Raw genomic sequence first — 19,774 nt, 5'->3', positions numbered from 1 at the left:
TCCACCGCCTACCGCCAGCTGGTCTCCCGCAACGGCGCCGGCATGAAGCAGGGCGACAACGTCCTCATCTGGGGCGCGAGCGGCGGACTCGGCTCGTACGCCACACAGTTCGCCCTCGCCGGCGGCGCCAACCCCATCTGCGTCGTCTCCAGCGAACAGAAGGCGGACATCTGCCGCGCGATGGGCGCCGACGCGATCATCGACCGCAACGCCGAGGACTACACGTTCTGGAAGGACGAGCACACCCAGGACCCCAAGGAATGGAAGCGCTTCGGCAAGCGCATCCGCGAGCTCACCGGCGGCGAGGACGTCGACATCGTCTTCGAACACCCCGGCCGCGAGACCTTCGGCGCCAGCGTGTACGTCACCCGCAAGGGCGGCACCATCGTCACCTGCGCCTCGACCTCGGGCTACAACCACGAGTACGACAACCGCTACCTGTGGATGTCCCTGAAGCGCATCATCGGCTCACACTTCGCCAACTACCGCGAGGCCTGGGAGGCCAACCGCCTGGTCGCCAAGGGCAAGATCCACCCGACACTCTCCAAGGTGTACTCCCTGCAGGAGACCGGGCAGGCCGCCTACGACGTGCACCGCAACCTCCACCAGGGCAAGGTCGGCGTCCTCGCACTCGCCCCCGAGGAAGGCCTGGGCGTCCGCGACCACGAGAAGCGCGCCCAGCACATCGACGCCATCAACCGCTTCCGGCCCTGAGTCTTTGGGCCTGAAGCCGATGACAACCAGAGGAAGAGAAGTGCAGGACATAGTGGGACCCGGCCGTGCCGTGGGAATCGTGGGACTCGGGACGGTCGGCGAAGCGTTGTTGAGCATGGTGGCCGCCACCGGGTGCCCGGTGGTCGGCGTGGACCATGACCCCGATGTCATCGCCAGGGTCGAACAACGCCTCAAGCGCAAAGACATCGACGGGACCGGAGAGTCCGTCTCCTGCACGCTGACCGCCGAGATCACCGCGCTGGCCGACGTCGGTGTCGTGGTGGAGGCGGTGCCTGAGGATCTCGCCGCCAAGCGCGACATACTTCGCCGGCTGCGTCAGGTCTGCCCACCCGACACGGCGATCGTCACCACGGCCTCCTCGCTGCCTCTCTTCCCTCTCACGACTGCCGCGGGGTGTCCCGACCGAATCGCCGGCCTGCGACTGCTGCGCCCGCCGGCGATCGGCAGGCGCGCCGAAGTCGTCCGCACCTCACTGACGTCCGACGAAGCAGTCGACGTGGTGGAACGTCTCGCGACAGCCATCGGCCTCGAACGCGTCGCTCTCGGTCAACGTGCGAGCGGTGCCGCCACTCGGCTCGTCCACCCGTACCTCAACCGTGCCGTTGCCATGGTCGCGGAGGGTTTCGCTTCCCCCCGCGACATCGATACCGCGATGCGGCTCGGCTGCGGACTGCCGTCCGGTCCGTTGGAACTGATCGACGAGCTGGGCGTGGACGAGGTCCACAGCTACCTGGAGTCTCACTGGAATCGCACCGGTGAGGAAGCGTTCCGCCCGGTGCCGCTCCTGACTTCGATGCTTCGAAGGGGCGTCCTGGGAAGGAAGACCGGCCAGGGCTTCCACCGTTACGACGACCGAGGTCTGCCGGGCGAGACGACCCCCGACGAGCGGGGCCGTACGGACTCCCGTTCAACCGGCAAGCCCATACGTCACGTCGGCGTGTTCGGTTCCGGCACGATGGCACGCGGTATCGCGGAGGTGTGCGCCGCTTCCGGGCTCCGCACCACCTTGGTGGCTCGTGGCACCGACAAGGCCCGAAGTGCCGCGACGGCCATCGAGGCATCGCTGGTCAAGGCGGTGCGTCGGGGCAGGATCACCCCGGCCCGCAAGGAGGACGCGTCCGCCGCGCTCGCCACCGTCGACGATGTCTCGGCGCTTTCCGGCTGCGACCTGGTCATCGAGGCTGTCGCGGAGGATCTCCAGATCAAGCGCGCCGTTTTCGCGCAGCTCGGGGCGGTCTGCCGGCCCGGTGCGATCCTGGCCACCACCACCTCCAGCCTGTCCGTCGCGGCCTGTACGGCTCCGGCCGGCCGGCCCCGGCAGACGCTCGGCCTGCACTTCTTCAACCCGGCGCCCGTGATGAAGCTGGTGGAGCTGGTACGGACGCCGGACACGGCCGAACACGTGACGGATGTGGGCCGCGAGTTCTGCGCCGGCCTCGGCAAGGTCTCCGTGGCCTGCCCCGACCGGGCCGGTTTCATCGTCAACCGCCTCCTCTTCCCCTATCTCAAGGACGCGGTGCGGTTGTTGGACGACGCCGCTCACGACGTCGTGGCGCTCGACACCGCGGTGGAACGGGGATTCGGATACCCCATGGGACCGTTCACTCTGCTCGACGCCATCGGCCTGGACGTCTCCCTGGCGATCCTGGAACGTCTGCACGCCGAGTTTCCCGGGGCGGGCTGCGAACCACCGGCCGTTCTCAGGGAGCTGGTGGGCGAGGGCTATCTGGGACGCAAGGCGGGCCGGGGACTGCGCAGGGCGTGAGATCTCACTCAAACCCCAAGCGATTCCGCTGAGTTCAGCGCCACGGGGAGCCCTGCACGGCCCCGCACCCCCAGCTTCCGGTAGATGCGGGTCAGATGCTGCTCGACGGTACTGGGGGTGACACCAAGCTGCTCGGCGATCTCCCGGTTGGTGAGACCTTCTTGCGCGAGATGGGCCACCCGATGTTCGGCCCTGCTCAGCGTATGGGGTTCTTCCGTCACCGCCGACGGCCTCATGCCGGGCCCCGCGTCGATGCCGGCGCCGCACAACCGGTCGTACAGCAGCTGCGCCTGCTTGCGCAGCCACGGGCTGCCCCTGTCCGGCTGCGCCAGCTCCTCCTCCAAGAGGCGCGCCGCCTCGTCCCTGTCACCGAGCTCGGCGAGCGCTTCGGCGGCATAGACTCGCCAGGCTGTGAAGACGGACACCTCGAGCTTCCATGCGGCCATCAGGTCCCGGCACGCGTAGAAATCGCCGAGCGCCGCCTGGTGACGCCCCGCAGCCAGGTGGAGGCGACCGCGCGCCTGCAAGTAGTGCAGTCCGGGCAGGGCCTGGAACATCAGCTGGGGTACGGGGGCGCGGAAGCATTCGGCCGCCGCCTCGAGGTCCCCGAGACTGACGCAGGCGAGAACCTTGGCGGAGAGCGGCAGACCGACAGCCACCCCCCAGGCCGAGGGAGGCAGCAGCGTCAGGGCCTGCTCCGCGCGGGTCAGCGCGGTCGTGAAATTGCCCAGCCAGCTCTCCAGGATCGCGCTGGCGGCCAGCAGGATGGCCTGACAGGTGGTCGTGCGCTCCGAGCAGCCCACGACCAACCGGTCGCACCAGTCCGCGGCTCGTTCGAGGCGCGCGGCGCGAATCAGCGAGATCAACGCGGCCATCGTCGGTGCCAGGAGCGGCTGATGCGGCACCTGCGCCTGCAGGAGCTGCTCAGCGGCTCCACACGCGTCGTCGGTGGGTCCCTCGGTCAGCAGCAGTGCGAGGACCAGCGCTCCGTCCCACTGCGGGTCCACTGACACGATGCACTGGCCTGGATCCTGCGGGGACTCCAGGGGGCTGTGCCGATACTGCGCGCCGTAGGTGGGGAAGAAGTACGCGAACCAGACCCGCAATGCGTCCAGGCGAGCCCGTGCGTCCTGGGGCAGCTCCTCCCGCACGGCGTCGAGGTCGGTGAGGAGGGCGCAGACCTCCTGTGTCCGCCCCGACCACAACAGATACATACCCAGCAGCAGACTGTGTTCCCTGCTCAGTCGGCCGGCCCGGTGCTCGTCGAGCAGATCGGTCAGGTGCCAGCGAACCGCCCCCGGGTCCACTTCCCACTCCGCCTGCGCCAGTTCGGCCCGGACCACCGCACGCTGCGAGCCGTCGGCGGACGCGTCGTACGCGGCTCGAAGAAAGGCGATGGCCCGTTCGGCGTCGTGCTCGTGCAGTGCCTGCGTGGCCGCTTCCCGCAAGGCGATGACCGCCCAAGGGTCCTGGGCGGGCCGCGCCTGAATCAAATGGCCCGCCACTTCACTCAGTTCGGCGTTGCTCTCGCGCAGGGCCAGCGCGGCGTTTCGATGCAGCCGTGTCCGTTCGTCGCTCGGGGTCCTGTCCAGCACCACATCACGAGCCGCCTCCAGGTGGTAGCGGAGGCCGTCGGTCAGGCCGGCCGCCTCCAGGGCGTTGCGCGACCGTGCGGCCTCGCCGGCGGACATGCCCAGGTGGTGCAGCAGGCGCTCCACTCGCTCCGCGGTAGCCGACTCGCCGAGGACGGCGAGAGCCCGCGCGGTCCGCAGCCCGTCGCCGGACATCAGACCGTGGATGTACTGAACGGCGAACCGCACCGCGTCGCCACCAGGTGGAGGGAGGACCGCGCCCTGATCCACTTCGGCCGGCACACCGGAACTCGACCAGTCCTTCAGAAGCGCGTGCAGCAGAAGAAGGCTCCCCCTGGACGCCCGCCGCCACAGGGACACGGTCCGGTCGCAGACGCCGCTCCCCAGGTGCTCGGCGAGCACTCCTTTGACACACGAAGCGCACAACGGGGCAAGGCGCAGCAGCGAGCAGCTGGGGTTGCGCATGTACTCGGCGATCAGCAGCGGACTCTGCTGGGGAAGGTCGGAACTCCCGGTGAGCAGGATGAGGGCGCGCAGTGGGGCCACACGGTGGATGACGTAGAGCAGACATCGCAGGGACTCGCTGTCGATGTCGTGAACATCATCAACGGTGACGATCAGCGGTGTGCGCTCGGCGACCACGCAGACGGCGTCGTGCACCGCGGCGGCGACCTTGGCCGGCGACTCGCACACGGCCGCGATCTCGTCCATGGAGTAGCCCAGACAGGACAGGAGCTGGGCGACGACGCCCAGCGGGAACGAGCGCTCCGCCACCGATCCCGTGGCGCTCAGCACGGTCACGCCCGCCCGCTCGGCCTGCCCTTTGACGTAGTCGACCACCCCGGTCTTCCCGGCCCCAGGGGGACCGAGAACCAGAGCAGCCTGTCCCCTACCGTCGCAGGCCTGTCTAAAGAGTCCGTCAAGAAGTTGTTGTGCTCGGCATCGCTCTGCCAACTCCATGACGGACATCGCTCCTTCCCGGGCGCCTGGTTTCGGCCGCCACATGTACTGCTCACGCAATCAAAGCATGCCCGGCGCCACCCCCCTACCTCGGTGGCCCGCACGCTGCTGATGCCCGCCCACCGCGGCGCCGCACGGGACGGCGGCCGGATCGGTCGCGCCCTCTTTGCGCGGAGAATTAGGGGGGTGAGCCACCCCCCTAATCATCAACGCCCCTGGAATTAGGGCTTCTTGCGACGCGTCTGGGCATTGGATAGCGTACAAAGCCTTGCGGAGCCCCTCTCCTTGGCAGTGCGGTATGCGCGTTACACACCGACGCTTCTTCAGCCGCTCTTCTCATCCCCCGATGAGAACTGTCTGAGAAATGCCCAGCCCTATACCGGCTTTGTGGGCCCGGAACCCGACCGGCAGCAGCGAAGGGACGACGGAACAGTGGACGTATGGGTTACCGGTCTGGGCGCCATGACGCCGCTCGGCGGAGATATGCCGAGCACGTGGGCCGCAATGCGGAGCGGCGCCAACGGAATCGGTTATCTGGAGGACGAATGGGCCCAAGGGCTGCCCGTCCGGATCGCCGGGCGCCTTGCGGTGAATCCCGCCGACTCCCTGGCACGGACCGAAGCCCGTCGACTCGACCGTGCGGAGCAGATCGCCCTCGTCGCGTCCCGGGAGGCTTGGCGGGACGCCGGCTCCCCGAATCTTCCCCCTACGCGCCTCGCGGTGGTGATGGGCACCGGCATCGGCGGGATCACGTCCCTGCTGGACCAGAACCACACGCTCGAGGTCAAGGGGCCGCGGCGGGTCTCACCCCACACCGTGCCCATGCTGATGGCCAACGGCCCCGCCGCGTGGGTCAGCATGGACCTGGGCGCACAAGGCGGCGCCCATGCTCCCGTCAGCGCTTGCGCGTCGGGGGCCGAGGCCATCGCTCTGGGCCTGGACCTCATCCGGGCGGGCCGGGTTGATGTCGTCGTGGCCGGCGGCGTGGAGGCCAGCGTGTTGCCCCTGCCGCTCACCGGCTTCGCGCAGATGATGGCGCTGTCCACGTCCAACGATGATCCGGCGCACGCCTGCCGCCCCTTCGACGCCCGGCGCAATGGCTTTGTCCTTGCCGAGGGGGGTGCGGTCGTCGTCCTGGAGCGAGCGGACCACGCGCGCGCCCGCGCCGCTCGCGCCTACGCGACGGCCCTGGGGGCGGGCACCAGTTCAAGTGCCGCCCACATCACCGCCTCGGATGTGGCGGGACAGGTGCGCGCCATGACCCTGTCGCTGAGCGACGCGCGGATCACCGGTGAGGACGTGGAGCACGTCCATGCCCACGCGACGTCGACGCCGCAGGGCGACGCGTGCGAATCCGACGCCATTGCCCAGGCCGTCGGTACGCATGCCGTGGTCACCGCTACGAAATCCATGACCGGCCACATGTTGGGGGCGTCCGGGGCCATGGGCGCGGCCGCGGCGATCCTGGCGCTTCGCGACGGCGTCGTGCCCGCGACCCGCAACCTGCGGGAGGTGGATGCGCGCATCGATCTGGATGTGGTGATGGACGAGCCACGCACGGGACAGTTCCGGGCCGCATTGGCCAATTCCTTCGGCTTCGGCGGGCACAACGTCTCACTCGTATTCGGCCGCGCCTGACATTTACAAGACCTCCTCAACTGCCAGGTTCTGAAAGGAAATTGGGGCCACGGCTTGGCGCCACTGTCACCGAGCGGCACTGCTTTGACTCTTCCATTGAAAGAATTCCATGACATCCGAGATACATGAAAACAGGTGCCCCATCCATCTCGACGTGGATTTCTACAGAGATCCACATTCGGTCTACCGGGCGATAGAACAACGCGGCAACAAACCCACTGAAGTCGTACTCGAAACGGGTATGGCCTACCTACCGCCGAACTTGCGTGCCTGGATGGTGACTTCCTATGAGGATGTCGAATTCGTGCTGCGGGATGCCCGGTTCCGCAAAAGCATAGACGAGGCAATGCCGTTGTTCGCGGCGAGCGCCCGGGACAGCGGACAGGAGCAGGACCGAAGCTCGCTGCTCTACGACAACATGGCGAACAACGACCCGCCGATCCATACCGCTCTACGCAAACCGCTCAACAGCGCCTTCACCGCGCGGGCGGTGGCTCCCAAGCGGCAGGCCATGCGCGAACTGGCCGAATCGGTCCTGGACGCCGTCGCGGGACAGGAGTCGTTCGACCTCGTCCAGGACTTCGCCTTCCCCTACTCGATCGGAGTCATCTGCGACACGCTCGGGGTTCCGCGCGAGGATCGCGAGACGTTCCACCAATGGGTTCAGACGATCACCAGTGACGCGGAACCCGAGGTACTCCGGCGCGATGCGCAGCGGATGGTCGGCTACCTGCGCGGCCTCATCGCCCAGCGACGTGAGACGGGCACCGACGACATCCTGACGCAACTGGCCCTCTCGCTCAGCGAGTCGCAGGCGGTCGCCCAGGCGTACGCGCTGCTCGCCGCCGGCTACGAAACCTCGGCGAACCTGATCGTCACGGGGCTGCTGGCGCTGGAGTCGGACCCGGATCAGAAGGCGCGCGTCTGGCAGGACCGGTCGCTCGTGCCGACCGCAGTGGAAGAGATGCTGCGCCATCAGTCCCCCTTCAATCTGTCCCTGTACCGGTACGCCACCGAGTCGGTCGATGTGGGCGGGGTGACCATCCCGGCCGGCTCCATCGTGTTCCTGGCCTTCGCCGCGGCCAACCGCGACGAAGCGCGTTTCGAGGATCCCGACCGCTTCACGGTCGACAAGCCGCGCCGTGAACACCTGGCCTTCGGCGGTGGCATCCACAACTGCATCGGCAAGCACCTCGCGCGCCTGGAGGCGGAAGTCGCCTTCGACGTCCTTGTCCGACGCTGTCCGGAGCTCTCCGTCCGCACGACGCCCCAGCACATGGAGTGGAAGGCCAGCCCCACCTTCCGGGGACTCAGGAGTCTCGTCGTCGCCCCTGGACCACAGCGGTCCCGCTCGGGCACGGCAGAAACAGGTGAAGCAGCCTGATGACCGCACGGACACACCAGCCACAAGCGACACAGACGTACGCGCAACCAGGCGCGGCCCCCATGGCTGTCATCGGTTTGTCGTGCCGCTTTCCCGGCGCCGCCGACCCGGGCGAGTTCTGGCGCAACCTCATGTCCGCGGCGGACAGCGTGGGCACCGCTCCGCCCGGTCGTTGGGAGGAACGTGTCGGGCCCGCGGCCGCCGAACCCCGTACTCCCATACGGCATGGCGGCTTCATCGAGGGCGTCGACGAGTTCGACGCCAGGTTCTTCGGCATCGTCCGACGCGAGGCCGAGCACATGGATCCGCAGCAGCGGCTCCTGCTCGAGCTCGCATGGCAGGCGTTGGAGGACGCCGCCGTCCCCGCACACCACCTGCGAGCGACGCGCTGGGGTGTCTATGTGGGGGCGTGCGCCGACGACTTCAGGACGCAGTACTTCGCCTCAGGGCGCCTCGACAGGTTCGGGCACATGGGCTCGAGCCGCGCGCTGCTGGCGGGGCGCATCTCCCACCATCTCGGTCTGCGCGGCCCCAGTGAAGTCGTCGACACCGGTCAGTCGTCCTCCCTGTGCGCTCTGCACCGGGCGATCGCGAGCCTGCGACTGGACGAATGCGATGCCGCGCTCGTCGCCGGCGTCAACCTCAACCTCCTGCCGGACGTCACCGACCAGGTTCAACTGTGGGGCGGCCTGTCCCCCGACGGCCGCTGTCGCGCCTTCGACGAGCACGCCAACGGATACGTCCGCGCCGAAGGGGGTGGCGTCGTCGTACTCAAGCCGCTCGAGGCTGCCGTACGCGACGGTGACCACGTCTACTGCGTGGTGCGCGGCAGTGCCACCAACAACGACGGAGGCAGGGCCGGTCTCGGTGTCCCCAGCCCGGACGCCCAGCGCGAGGTGATCGAAGCCGCCCACCGCGCCGCGGGGGTCACGGGCGCGTCGGTCGGCTACGTCGAACTGCACGGCACGGGCACACCCGTGGGTGACCCGATCGAGGCCGAGGCCCTCGGCGAGGCCATCGGAAGGCGGCGCTCGCGGACCACGCCGTTGCTCGTGGGCTCGGTCAAGTCGAACATCGGGCACTTGGAGGCGGCGGCGGGCATCGCCGGGTTCATCAAGGCCTGCCTGGTACTGCATCACGGGCAGCTGCCGCCCACCCTGCACCATCACCGCAGCCCCGAGGAACTGCCGTTGGCGGACCTCAACCTTCGAGTCGTCGGCGCGGACCGGGAAGCGAGCCTGGGAACCGACGAAGTCGTCGGGGTCAGCTCGTTCGGCATGGGCGGCACCAACGTCCATGTGGTCCTCGCGAGTTCACCCGGCGCAACGGATTCGTCCGGTCGACTCGTGTCCCGGACTCCGTCCGAGCAGCCCGCTCCGGACACCGTGTGGTGTCTCTCCGGTCGCACCCGCGAAGCGGTCCGCTCGCTGGCCCGCGCCTTCCTCGAACACTCCTTCCCCATGGACTGCTACACCGTGAGCGATGTGGCGTGGTCCCTCGCCCAGCGCGACGAGGGCGAGCACCGGGTCGCAGTGGTCGGCGGTAGCTGGGACCAGATGCGCGACGGACTGCTCAAGATCGTGGCGGGCCACGACCTGGCCATACCGGCGAACTGGCTGCACGACGCAGGAGCTGAACGAGCCGCCTGGGTCGCCGTCGCCGGTACGTACGCCGCCCACGGAGACATTGCCGAGGTCGCGGATCGATTGGGAACAGGACGGCGCAAGGTGCCTGGCCTGCCCACGTACCCCTTCGAACGCGACACCTTTCACGGACCCACACCGCCCCGCTCCGTCGCCCCACCGCCCGAGCCGAGCCCTGCGGTACCGGAAGAGGCCCTCACGCGCCCCCTGCTCGACGGCTGGGAGCAGGCCCTCGATCCTTCGGAACGGCTCTGGTTCATCCGGTCGTTCCTGGAGCGCGAACTCCTCGACGTCCTGGGCGAAACAGGCGACGAGCGCCTGCGCGTGGATCCCGACAGCACCTTCAAGGACCTGGGCGTCGACTCCATGTCCCTGCTCGAGCTGCAGGACCGTCTCACGGCCGCCACCGCAGTGGAACTCCCGGAATCCGCGCTGTTCGACCACCCGACGATCAATGACCTGACGGCACACGTGAACACCGAACTGGAGGCACTCCGTGGCTGAGAACACGACGGAGCCCGAAGACATAGCCGTCGTAGGTATGGCCTGCCGCTACCCCGGCGGCATGGACACCCCGGAGCGCCTGTGGGCCCTGGTCGACGAGGGCCGGGACGCCATCACCGACTTTCCCGACAACCGCGAGTGGCACACCGAGGATCTCTACGACCCGGGCTTTGTGCGGCAGGGCGGGTTCCTCCACGACGCGGATCTCTTCGACGCCGACTTCTTCGGGATCAGGCCCGCCGAGGCGATCTCCATGGACCCGCAGCAGCGGGTGCTTCTGCAGGTCGCCTGGGAGGCGGTCGAGCGGGCGGGCATCGTCCCGTCGAGCCTGAAGGGTTCAGGGACCGGCGTGTTCGTCGGGCTGATGCCGAACGAGTACGGGATGCCGCTGTGGAAGTGGCAGGACGAGACGGCCGGTTTCATGGGCACCGGCACCTCACCGAGCGTGGCGTCCGGGCGGATCGCCTACCTCCTGGGCCTGGAAGGTCCTGCCCTGACCATCGACACCGCCTGTTCGTCGTCCGGCGTGGCGATTCACACCGCCGTCCGTTCCTTGCGCAGCGGCGAGACGGACCTGGCGCTCGCGGGCGGCTGCACCGTGCTCACGGGGCCCGGTATGTTCGTGGACTACGCGAAGAAGGGTGCCCTCTCGCCGGACGGACGCTGTCGTACCTTCTCCGACACCGCCAACGGAACCGTCTGGGCCGAAGGCGCGGGCGTCCTCGTCCTCGAACGCCTCTCGATGGCCCGGCGCAATCGGCGCCGCATCCTCGGTGTCATCAAGGGAACCGCCGTCAATCAGGACGGCGCGAGCAACGGTCTCACCGCACCGAGCGGCAAGGCTCAGGTCAAGGTGATCCAGCAGGCGCTCGCCGACGCCCGGCTCGCGCCCGGCAAGGTCCAGCTCGTGGAGGCGCACGGCACGGCCACCAAGCTCGGCGATCCCATCGAGGCCAACGCCATTCAGGCCACCTACGGGGCGGACCGCGGCGACGAACCCGTGTGGATCGGCTCCTTCAAGTCGAACATCGGCCACTCCATGGCCGCGGCAGGAGTCGGCGGTGTCATCAAGTGCCTGAGCGCGATGCGCGCCGGCATCATGCCCAAGACGCTGCACGTCGAGAACCTCAACTCGCACGTGGACTGGTCCTCGTCGGTGAACGTCCTGCGCGAGAGCAGGCCCTGGCCCGCGGCACAGGACGGCGTACGACGGTGCGCCGTCTCCTCGTTCGGTGTCAGCGGCACCAACTCCCACGTGATTCTGGAGAGTTGGGAGGAGGATTCCGCGGCCTCCGAGACCCCGGCGGACGCCTCCGACGACGCCACGCACGCCCTCACGCTCTCCGCCAAGACGCCGGCGGCTCTGCGTTCCCATGCCGCGAGGGTCGCCGAACACCTCACCTCCGGTACCGCATCCGTGGCGGCGACCGCTCAGGCGCTCGCGACACAGCGCGAGCACTACGCCCACCGCGCCGTCGCCATCGCAGGAGGACGAGAGCACCTGGCCGCCGCGCTCCAGGCGTTCGCCGGCGACACCGACTCCCCGGCAGTCGTGCACGACGAGGCGCGGCGCATTCGACGCCCGGTCTTCGTGTTCCCCGGGCAGGGGTCCCAGTGGGATGCCATGGCCGTGCGGCTCCTCAAGGAATCCGACGTCTTCCGGCTGAGGGTCGAGGAGGTCGCGGGAGCCTTCAAGCCCTACCTCGACTACGACTTGCTTGCGGTGCTGAGCGGCGAGGACCAGGAGACGGACCGAGAGCGCACGGACGTCGTCCAGCCACTCGTCTTCACCATGATGCTGGGCCTCGCGTCGATGTGGAGGCTCGCCGGTGTCCGGCCTGCCGCGGTGATCGGACATTCTCAGGGCGAGGTCGCCGCCGCGTGCCTCGCCGGTGCTCTCAGTCTCGATGAGGCCGCTCGTGTGGTCGCCTGCCGCAGCCGCGTTCTGGAGGACGAGGGGCGCGGCGGCATGGTGGCCGTGGCGCTCGGCGTCGAGGAGGCGGTGACCGCCACTCGCGAAGCGGACGCGGAGCTCACCGTCGCGGCGACCAACGGCCCCGCTTTCACCATCCTGTCCGGTGACGACGAACCCGGTATCCGGCGTCTGCTGGACCAGTGCGAGGACCAGGGCGTGTACGCCCGCCGGGTCCCGGCCAAGTGCGCCTCGCACTCCCCCGTCATGGCCGAGCTCGAAGGCCGGATCATGGCAGGACTCAACGGCCTCCAGGCTTCCGCGGAGGACGTGACCTTCTTCTCCACGGTCGAAGGCGGCCGCGTACGGGGGCAGGATCTGACCGCCGCGTACTGGTACCGGAACCTGCGCGAGCAGGTCCGGTTCGCCGAAACCGTCACGGCCATGGTGTCGCACGGCTACGACGCCTTCATCGAGATCAGCCCGCATCCGGTGCTCCTCACCTCGCTGCGTCAGATTCTTGAGCAGACCGACAGCGACGCCCCGGTGTGCGCGACCCTCCGTCGGGACCAGGGTTCGTACGAGCGGTTCCTGACAGCTGCCGCCGAGGCCTACGTACAGGGACACGACGTCGACTGGGCTGCCCTGCACACCGGTGCGTGGTCCGGGGGCCCGGCTCCGGACGGCCTGCCCACCTACCCGTTCGAAGGACGCAGGTTCTGGCTTCCGTCGCAGATGGAGACCCCGGCCGTCGCCGTGTCCGCCGCCGTTCGGCCGAGCGTGAGCAGGACGCGGATCGCGGCCGGCGGCCACCCGTTCCTGACCTCCGTGGTCGAGACGGTCGACGGCACCGTGGTGATGAGCGGGCGCCTGTCCATCCGAAGCCACCCCTGGCTGATGGATCACCGGGTCGAGGACACGCCTTTGCTGCCCGGCACCGCCTTCGCGGAGCTGATGCTGTCGGCGGGGCGCGAACTCGACTGCCCCGCCCTCGACGAGATGGTGCTCCGGGATCCGCTGCTCCTGCCGGTGGACGGGGCGCGGGTCGACGTACAGGTGACCGTGCGACGCGCCGACGCGCAGGGGAAGCGGGCCGTGGCGGTGTACTCGCGCTCGGCGGCCGACGCCGAGTGGCGGCATCACGCGGAGGGCTTGGTGTCCCCCGAGACCCCTCGACCGGCTCCCACCGGTCTCACGACCGAGCGTGGTGCCGGACGCCTGGATGCGGACGCGCTGTATTCGCGGCTGCGCGAGATGGGGTACGGCTATGGCGACGCGTTCCAAGGCGTACGCGGTGGAGAGCACGGCGACGGCTGGGCCCGCTCCCGGGTGGTCCTGCCGGACAGCGCTCGTATCAACCACAGCGGCTTCGCGTTGCACCCGGCGCTGTCCGACGCGGCACTGCACGCCGCCGTGGCCTGTGGCCTGATCGAAACGCCGGCGGCAGGGGACATCGCCGTCCCCTTCGTGTTCAACGGCGTACATGTCGGTGACGGCGATGATGCCGACCAGTGCTGGGCCGTTGCCCGCCGAGTGGCTCCCGACGCGATCGCCCTCACCCTGGCCGACGACGACGGACACGTGCTGCTGAGCATCGACCGCATGGTGGTCCGGGGCCTTGAGCGACCCGCTCGGCAGCCGGACCACGAGGAGGCCACGCTCTACACGACCGACTGGGCGCAGGCCGAGGGCGAACTCGGCGTGGCACGCCGCCTGTGCGTCGTGGGCGCCGACGGGCCGCTCGCCTCGTCCCTGCGGGACACCGCGCACGGCGGGATAACGGTGGCCACGCTCGACGAAGCCATCATGATCGTCAGGGCTCTGCCCGGAGACTGGCAGGTCGTCCTGTCCGCCCCGTCGACCGGCTCCGGGACCGTGACCGCGGCTCACGTCCATGACACGGCAGCGTGGGCGCTGGAGGCCGTCCAGCAGTGGATGCGCGCCGAGGACGTCTGCGAGCGAGCCCTGCTCACGTTCGTCACCCGGCACGCGGTGGCTGTCCCCGGCGATGACGCGCACGACCTGGCCTCGAGCACTCTTTGGGGGATGGTGCGCACCACGCAGACCGAGAACCCCGGTCATATCCGCATCATCGACGTGGACGACGCCGCGGTCGCCGAACCGGACCCGATCAAGGCGGCGTTGCGACGTTCTGAGGCCCAGCTGGCCGTGCGCGCAGGCCGTGTGCTGCGCCCGCATCTGTGGCCCCACGCCTCCGCCATCGCCCCGTTCCCGGACTGCGGCGACGACACCGTCGTCATCACCGGCGGCACCGGCACCATCGGCCGTGCCCTGGCCCGCCACCTCGTCACCCGGAAGTCCGTGCGGTCCGTGGCGCTGCTCAGCCGCAGTGGCCGGCAGGCGCCCGGTGTCACGGCCCTCACCGCCGACCTGGAGCGTCTGGGCGCCTCGGTTCGCGTGATCGAGGCCGACACCACCGACGCGGAGCGCCTGCGGGCGGCCCTGGCCCGACTGCGCTCGGAACGTCCCCTGGCAGGCGTTGTCCATGCCGCGGGCCTCCTCGACGACGCCATCGTGCCGAACATGACGCCCGGGCAACTGCACCGTGTCCTCGCGAGCAAGGTCGACTCGGCGCTCAACCTGGACGCCGCGACGCGTGAGGACGACCTTCGGTTCTTCACTGTCTTCTCCTCCCTGTACGGCGTGCTCGGCGGCCCCGGCCAGGCCAACTACGCCGCGGCGAACACCTTCTTGGACCACTTCGCACACTGGCGCCGGGCACAGGGGCGGCCGGCCAACTCCGTCGCCTGGGGTCTGTGGGACGAGGCCACGGGTATGACGGGGCACCTCGACGAGGCAGACCTGCTGCGACTGCGGCGCAACGGCGTGGCGCCGTTCACGGTGCCGGAGGGACTTGACCTGTTCGATGCCGCACTCGGCAGCGGCACCACCGCGGTGATCGCGGCACGTCTCGCGGTGTCCGACGCGACCGACGACGCGACGATGGACGGCCCGTTCCTGTTCTCCCGCCTCGCGGGGCGCGAAGTGACCCGGACCGAGAAGGTGCGCAAGCCTGCGCCGACTGTCGCCGCCGCCCCGCCCGCCCCGGCTCTCCGGCAGGAGACACAGGAGGCGGCGGCCGCTTCCGCTCAGCCACGCGCCGAGGCCGAGCGGCCCACCCGCCCGCAGGAGGCGGCCACCGTCCTCGACCTTCTGAACTCGACGGACGCATCCCACGACCAACGCGTCGCCGGCCTGCTCACGGTGGTCAAGGAGAGCGTCGCCGAACTGCTCGGCACGGAGCATCGGCGCGTGGACGCCCAGCAGTCCTTCTACGAGATGGGCTTCGACTCCCTCACCTCCATGGAGCTGCGCGTCCGCCTCGGCCGCAGACTCGACATCCGGCTGGGTGCCACCGTGGTCTTCGACCACCCGACTCCGGAGGCACTCGTCTCCCACATCGTGGATCTGTTCCGGCCCGATGAGGGGCGGGAGTCGGACGAGTCCGAGGAGCCCGGCCCAGGCCGGCCAACCGAGCCGGACTTCGCTCCAGCCCCGATTGCCGCGCCCGCGAGGCAGCAGGCGCGACAGAGCGCGGACGCCGACAGGACGCGGGAAGACCAGCCCTCCATTCCCGACTCCGCCCCGTTTCCCCTGACCAAACTGCAGGAGGCATATCTTGCGGGCCGCGCCGGCGACTTCGAACTGGGCAACGTCTCCACGTACTTGTACGTAGAGGTCGACCTGACCGACTTCGACGTGGCGACGGCCGAGCACGCGCTCGACCGGCTCGTACGGCGCCACCCGATGCTGCGGGCCGTCTTCGACCCGGAGACCGGGAGCCAGCGGGTGCTGGGCACGGTGCCTCGCGTATCGATCCCCGTCGAAAACCTGACCCGCCTCACGGAGGACGAGCGCGAGAAGAGGCTCGCCGCGATACACACGGAGCTGAAGGCCAAGGAGTTCGACGTCACGAGCTGGCCCCTGTTCCTGGTGCGCGCCACGTCCATCAGCTCGACTGTGACGCGACTGCACTTCGGCATCGACGTACTCGTCTCGGACGGCGGCAGCACCTCTGTCCTCTTCAAGGAGTGGGCGCAGCTCTACCGGGCTCCGGACATGGAACTCCCGGAACTCCGGTCCGGGTTCGATGAGTTCACGCTCAGGATCCGCGAGCAGGCCGCGGCGGCTGAGAGCGACCGGAGCAGGTCGTACTGGGGCGATCGGCTCCAGAGCCTGCCCCCCGCTCCGGAACTGCCGCTCGCGGTCCGCCTGGCCGATGTACGGCGCCCCGTGTTCACCAACCGCTTCATACGCGTCGACGCACCGGAGTGGGAACGGTTCAAGCGCAATGCCGCGGCAGCCGGGCTGACGGCGTCGGGCGCCGTGCTGGGGGCGTACTGTCACGTGCTTGCCGCGTGGTCCAAGACACCGGACTTCACGATCACCTGCCTCGTGTCGCAACGGGACGCGATAGCCGGTGTGGACACCACGCATGTCATAGGCAACTTCTCCTCCACGAGTCTGCTCGAAGTGCGGGTCGACCAGGCCGACCCGTTCCGGGAAACGGCCCGCCGGATCCAACGGCAGCTCATGCAGGACATGGAACACACCGTCCATTCCGGCCTCGACGTGCTCAGGGACCTCGGCCGCATGGACGCGAGCCCCGGGCGGGCGCGCATGCCGGTCGTCTTCAACAGCACTATCGGTGGGGCCGCCGCCGACGGACAGGAGGCCGGTCCCGTGGGCTGGCTGTGCCGCATGGGCGAGACCGGCACACCGGTGTGGAGCGGGGTCCGCACCCCGCAAGTCATCCTCGACCACACGGCGTTCGAGGAGAACGGCGGTCTGATCCTCAACTGGGATGTGGTGGAGGAAGTGTTCCCGGAGGGCGTAGTGGACTCCATGTTCACGGCATACGAAAGGCTGATTCGTGAACTCTGTCGCTGACTCCGCCTGGCTCGCGCCCGCCTGGGCGAACGACCCCGAGCTGGGCCCCCGCGCCGGCAGGCTCCAGCGCACTCCAAAGCCCGAGTTCCCCTCGGACCACACCCTCCATTCCCGTTTCGTCGAGCGAGCCGCGCGTACTCCCGATGCCGTCGCCGTGATCTCACGGGACCGGCGGCTCAGCTACGCCGACGTCGACGCGGAGTCGGCTCGTGTGGCCGCTCTCCTGGCGGAGCACGGCACCACCACCGGAACGCTGGTCGGCGTGGTGATGGACAAGGGCTGGGAGCAGGTGGTCGGCAGCATGGGCGTGTTGCGGTCGGGGGGCGCGTACGTCCCCATCGACCCGCACTGGCCGGCCCAGCGCCTCGCCGCGGTGATCGCCGCCGCCGGGCTGGACACGATCCTCACCCAGCCCGCGCTACACAACGTCGTCGACTGGCCAGATGGCCTCACAGTGCTGGACGTCGAGGCGCCCGGCCCGTTCGAGAACACCGCGGTCCACACGGCGCCGGACGTCCCGGTGACACCTCGCGACGTCGCATACGTGATCTACACCTCTGGCTCCACGGGCGTCCCCAAAGGGGTGGTGATCGAGCACGGACCAGCGGTCAACACGATCCTGGACGTCAACGACGAGCTGTCGCTCACCGCGGACGACCGTGTCCTTGGCCTCTCGGCTCTCAACTTCGACCTGTCGGTCTACGACATCTTCGGGCCCCTCTCCGTCGGTGGCGCAGTCGTGCTGCCCGGTCCGGACCATGCACGCGAACCCGCCGACTGGCTTTCCCTGATGGCCGAGGAGAGCGTCACGGTGTGGAACAGCGTTCCCGCCCTGATGGCCATGCTGTGCGAGCACCTGACCTCGTCGCAGGACACGGATCCCCGGTCCCCGGACGCTCCGTTCTCGCTGCGCGCCGTCCTCATGAGCGGGGACTGGATCCCCGCGGCCTTGCCCGTCGAGATCCGGCGGTTCTTCCCCCAGGCGGCGCAGTGGAGCCTCGGGGGCGCGACCGAGGCGTCGATCTGGTCGATCTGGCATCGGATCGTGCCCGAAGACACGACGTTGCCGTCCATCCCCTACGGAACGTCCATGCGGAACCAAAAGGTCTATGTGGCGGACACGCTGCTACGGCCCCGCCCCCCTTGGGTCGTGGGCGAAATCTGCATCACCGGCGCCGGTCTGGCCCGTGGATACCTCGGCGACCCGGAGAAGACCGCGAAGAGTTTCACCGTCTCGCCGTTCACCGGGGAACGCGTGTACCGGACCGGTGACTGGGGACGTCTCCTGCCCGACGGCGAGATCGAGTTCCTCGGCCGCGACGACATGCAGGTCAAGGTCGGCGGCTACCGGATCGAGCTGGGCGATGTCGAAGCCGCGCTGCTGCGATGTCCCGAGGTCGCGGGCGCTGTCGTCACGGCCCCGGGCGACCGGAGCCGTAGACGAATCGTGGCGCACGTCGTGCTGGAGGCGGGTGCCAGGGGAACGGGCGCGGACATCAAGAAGGCCGCGGCCGCATTCCTGCCGCCGTACATGCTTCCGGCCGTTGTGACCGTGTGGGACGCACTGCCCCTCACGGCGAACGGGAAGGTGGACCGCGCCTCACTGGCCCGGCACGAGGAGGAGCCGGATACGGAGGATGAGAACGCTCGCCCCGCCACCGAGGAGGAACAGGTCCTGCTCTCCCTGTGGAAGGGCTTCTTCGAAACGTCCTCGCTCTCCGTCCTGGACAACTTCTTCGAACTGGGCGGGGACTCGCTACGGGCTGTACGTCTGATGGCGGTGGTGAGGAAGCGACTGGACGTCTCCTTGCCCGTTTCCACGCTCTTCTCCGCACCGACGATCCGGTCACTGGCGGAGCGCGTACAGGAGTCGCGCGCGGCCGCGTAGTCACATGAGTGTCCGGCTGGTACCGATGGCACCAGCCGGACACGTTCGTCGGGCTGCGGACCGGCGCCCACCGCACTCGGCGCATTCCCCACGCCCATACACCCTGCCGACCAGCGTCACGGTGCCCTTGGCGCCCTCCTCCGCGACCCGACCGCCCCCGACGGAGGATCAGATTCCGGGGTGTGGACGGGGGTCACCCGGTTCTGGGTGGGCAGAACCTAACCAACCGCAACTCCTCGTTCCTCTCCCCCCACGGCACCTCAGGGAGGCCCCCATGCTGCGCGGCATCGACGTGAGCGCGTACCAATCCTCCTCGTACGACACCGACGGCCTCTCCTTCGTCTTCATCAAGGCGACGGAGGGCCGTTCGTACGTCAACCCGAAGCTCGCCTCTCAAGTGAAGACGGCCCGTGACGCCGACTGCGTGGTCGGCTTCTACCACTTCCTGTGGCCGGGCAACATCACGGCCCAGGCGGAGTACTTCCTCAGCAAGGCCCCGGAGAAGGCGGGCGACCTGCTCGCCGTCGACTGGGAGACGACCGGCGACGGCACCCACGCAAGCAACGCGGAGAAGGACCGCTTCATCCGCAAGGTGAAGGAACTCCGCCCTCATCACCGGGTCCTGCTCTACACCAACCGCAACTTCTGGCTGACCATCGACACCACCTCGTACGCGGGCGACGGCCTGTGGATCGCCGACTACGTGACCGCCGGGAAGCCCCGCATCCAGGCGAAGTGGCGCTTCCATCAGTATTCCGGCAGTCCGCTGGACAAGGACGTCGCCGACTTCACCAGCAAGACGGCGCTGCGCGGGTGGGCCCAGGACGCCTGACCGGTTCGCG

Annotated in this window: 9 protein-coding genes; 8 read left to right on the top strand and 1 reads right to left on the bottom strand. The window is 69.0% G+C overall.

The features are described 5' to 3' along the window. The coding region (locus tag ACFVXA_RS32865; RefSeq protein ID WP_390028092.1) for a zinc-binding dehydrogenase at positions 1 to 714 on the top strand (714 nt) is incomplete at its 5' end. A 40-nt stretch (positions 715 to 754) separates the two neighbouring features. Next, positions 755 to 2,500: a 3-hydroxyacyl-CoA dehydrogenase family protein gene (locus tag ACFVXA_RS32860; RefSeq protein WP_390028090.1), complete on the top strand. Its 1,746-nt coding sequence runs from the start codon at positions 755 to 757 to the stop codon at positions 2,498 to 2,500. A gap of 8 nt (positions 2,501 to 2,508) precedes the next feature. Here the strand turns inward: ACFVXA_RS32860 and ACFVXA_RS32855 are convergent, their stop codons facing one another. Next, positions 2,509 to 5,052 (bottom strand): LuxR C-terminal-related transcriptional regulator, encoded by a 2,544-nt coding sequence (locus ACFVXA_RS32855; RefSeq protein WP_390028088.1) that lies wholly within the window; start codon positions 5,050 to 5,052, stop codon positions 2,509 to 2,511. A 387-nt stretch (positions 5,053 to 5,439) separates the two neighbouring features. On the opposite strand from ACFVXA_RS32855, the gene ACFVXA_RS32850 reads away from it, so the two are divergent. The 6 genes from ACFVXA_RS32850 (at position 5,440) to ACFVXA_RS32825 (ending at position 19,764) form a co-directional block, all read left to right on the top strand. Beyond that, on the top strand, positions 5,440 to 6,690 hold the full coding sequence (locus tag ACFVXA_RS32850; protein WP_390028096.1) for a beta-ketoacyl-[acyl-carrier-protein] synthase family protein: 1,251 nt from the start codon (positions 5,440 to 5,442) through the stop codon (positions 6,688 to 6,690). 154 nt (positions 6,691 to 6,844) lie between these two features. Continuing rightward, positions 6,845 to 8,074, top strand: a complete 1,230-nt coding sequence (locus tag ACFVXA_RS32845) for a cytochrome P450 (RefSeq protein WP_390028086.1) — start codon at positions 6,845 to 6,847, stop codon at positions 8,072 to 8,074. A 62-nt stretch (positions 8,075 to 8,136) separates the two neighbouring features. After that, positions 8,137 to 10,221 carry a beta-ketoacyl synthase N-terminal-like domain-containing protein gene (locus ACFVXA_RS32840; RefSeq protein ID WP_390028084.1) on the top strand — a complete coding sequence of 695 codons (2,085 nt, stop codon included), beginning with the start codon at positions 8,137 to 8,139 and terminating at the stop codon, positions 10,219 to 10,221. Next, positions 10,214 to 17,044, top strand: coding sequence for an SDR family NAD(P)-dependent oxidoreductase (locus ACFVXA_RS32835; protein WP_390028082.1), 6,831 nt, complete (start codon positions 10,214 to 10,216; stop codon positions 17,042 to 17,044). Before ACFVXA_RS32840 ends, ACFVXA_RS32835 begins: the two co-directional genes overlap by 8 nt. Further along, positions 17,028 to 18,932, top strand: a complete 1,905-nt coding sequence (locus tag ACFVXA_RS32830) for an amino acid adenylation domain-containing protein (protein WP_390028080.1) — start codon at positions 17,028 to 17,030, stop codon at positions 18,930 to 18,932. The genes ACFVXA_RS32835 and ACFVXA_RS32830 overlap by 17 nt, the downstream gene beginning before the upstream one ends. 274 nt (positions 18,933 to 19,206) lie before the next feature. Then, positions 19,207 to 19,764 (top strand): glycoside hydrolase family 25 protein, encoded by a 558-nt coding sequence (locus tag ACFVXA_RS32825; RefSeq protein ID WP_390028079.1) that lies wholly within the window; start codon positions 19,207 to 19,209, stop codon positions 19,762 to 19,764. Positions 19,765 to 19,774 lie beyond the last annotated feature (10 nt).

Source organism: Streptomyces sp. NPDC058246 (assembly GCF_042881985.1).
Lineage (GTDB): Bacteria > Actinomycetota > Actinomycetes > Streptomycetales > Streptomycetaceae > Streptomyces.
This window is presented reverse-complemented; position numbering and strand designations above follow the sequence as displayed.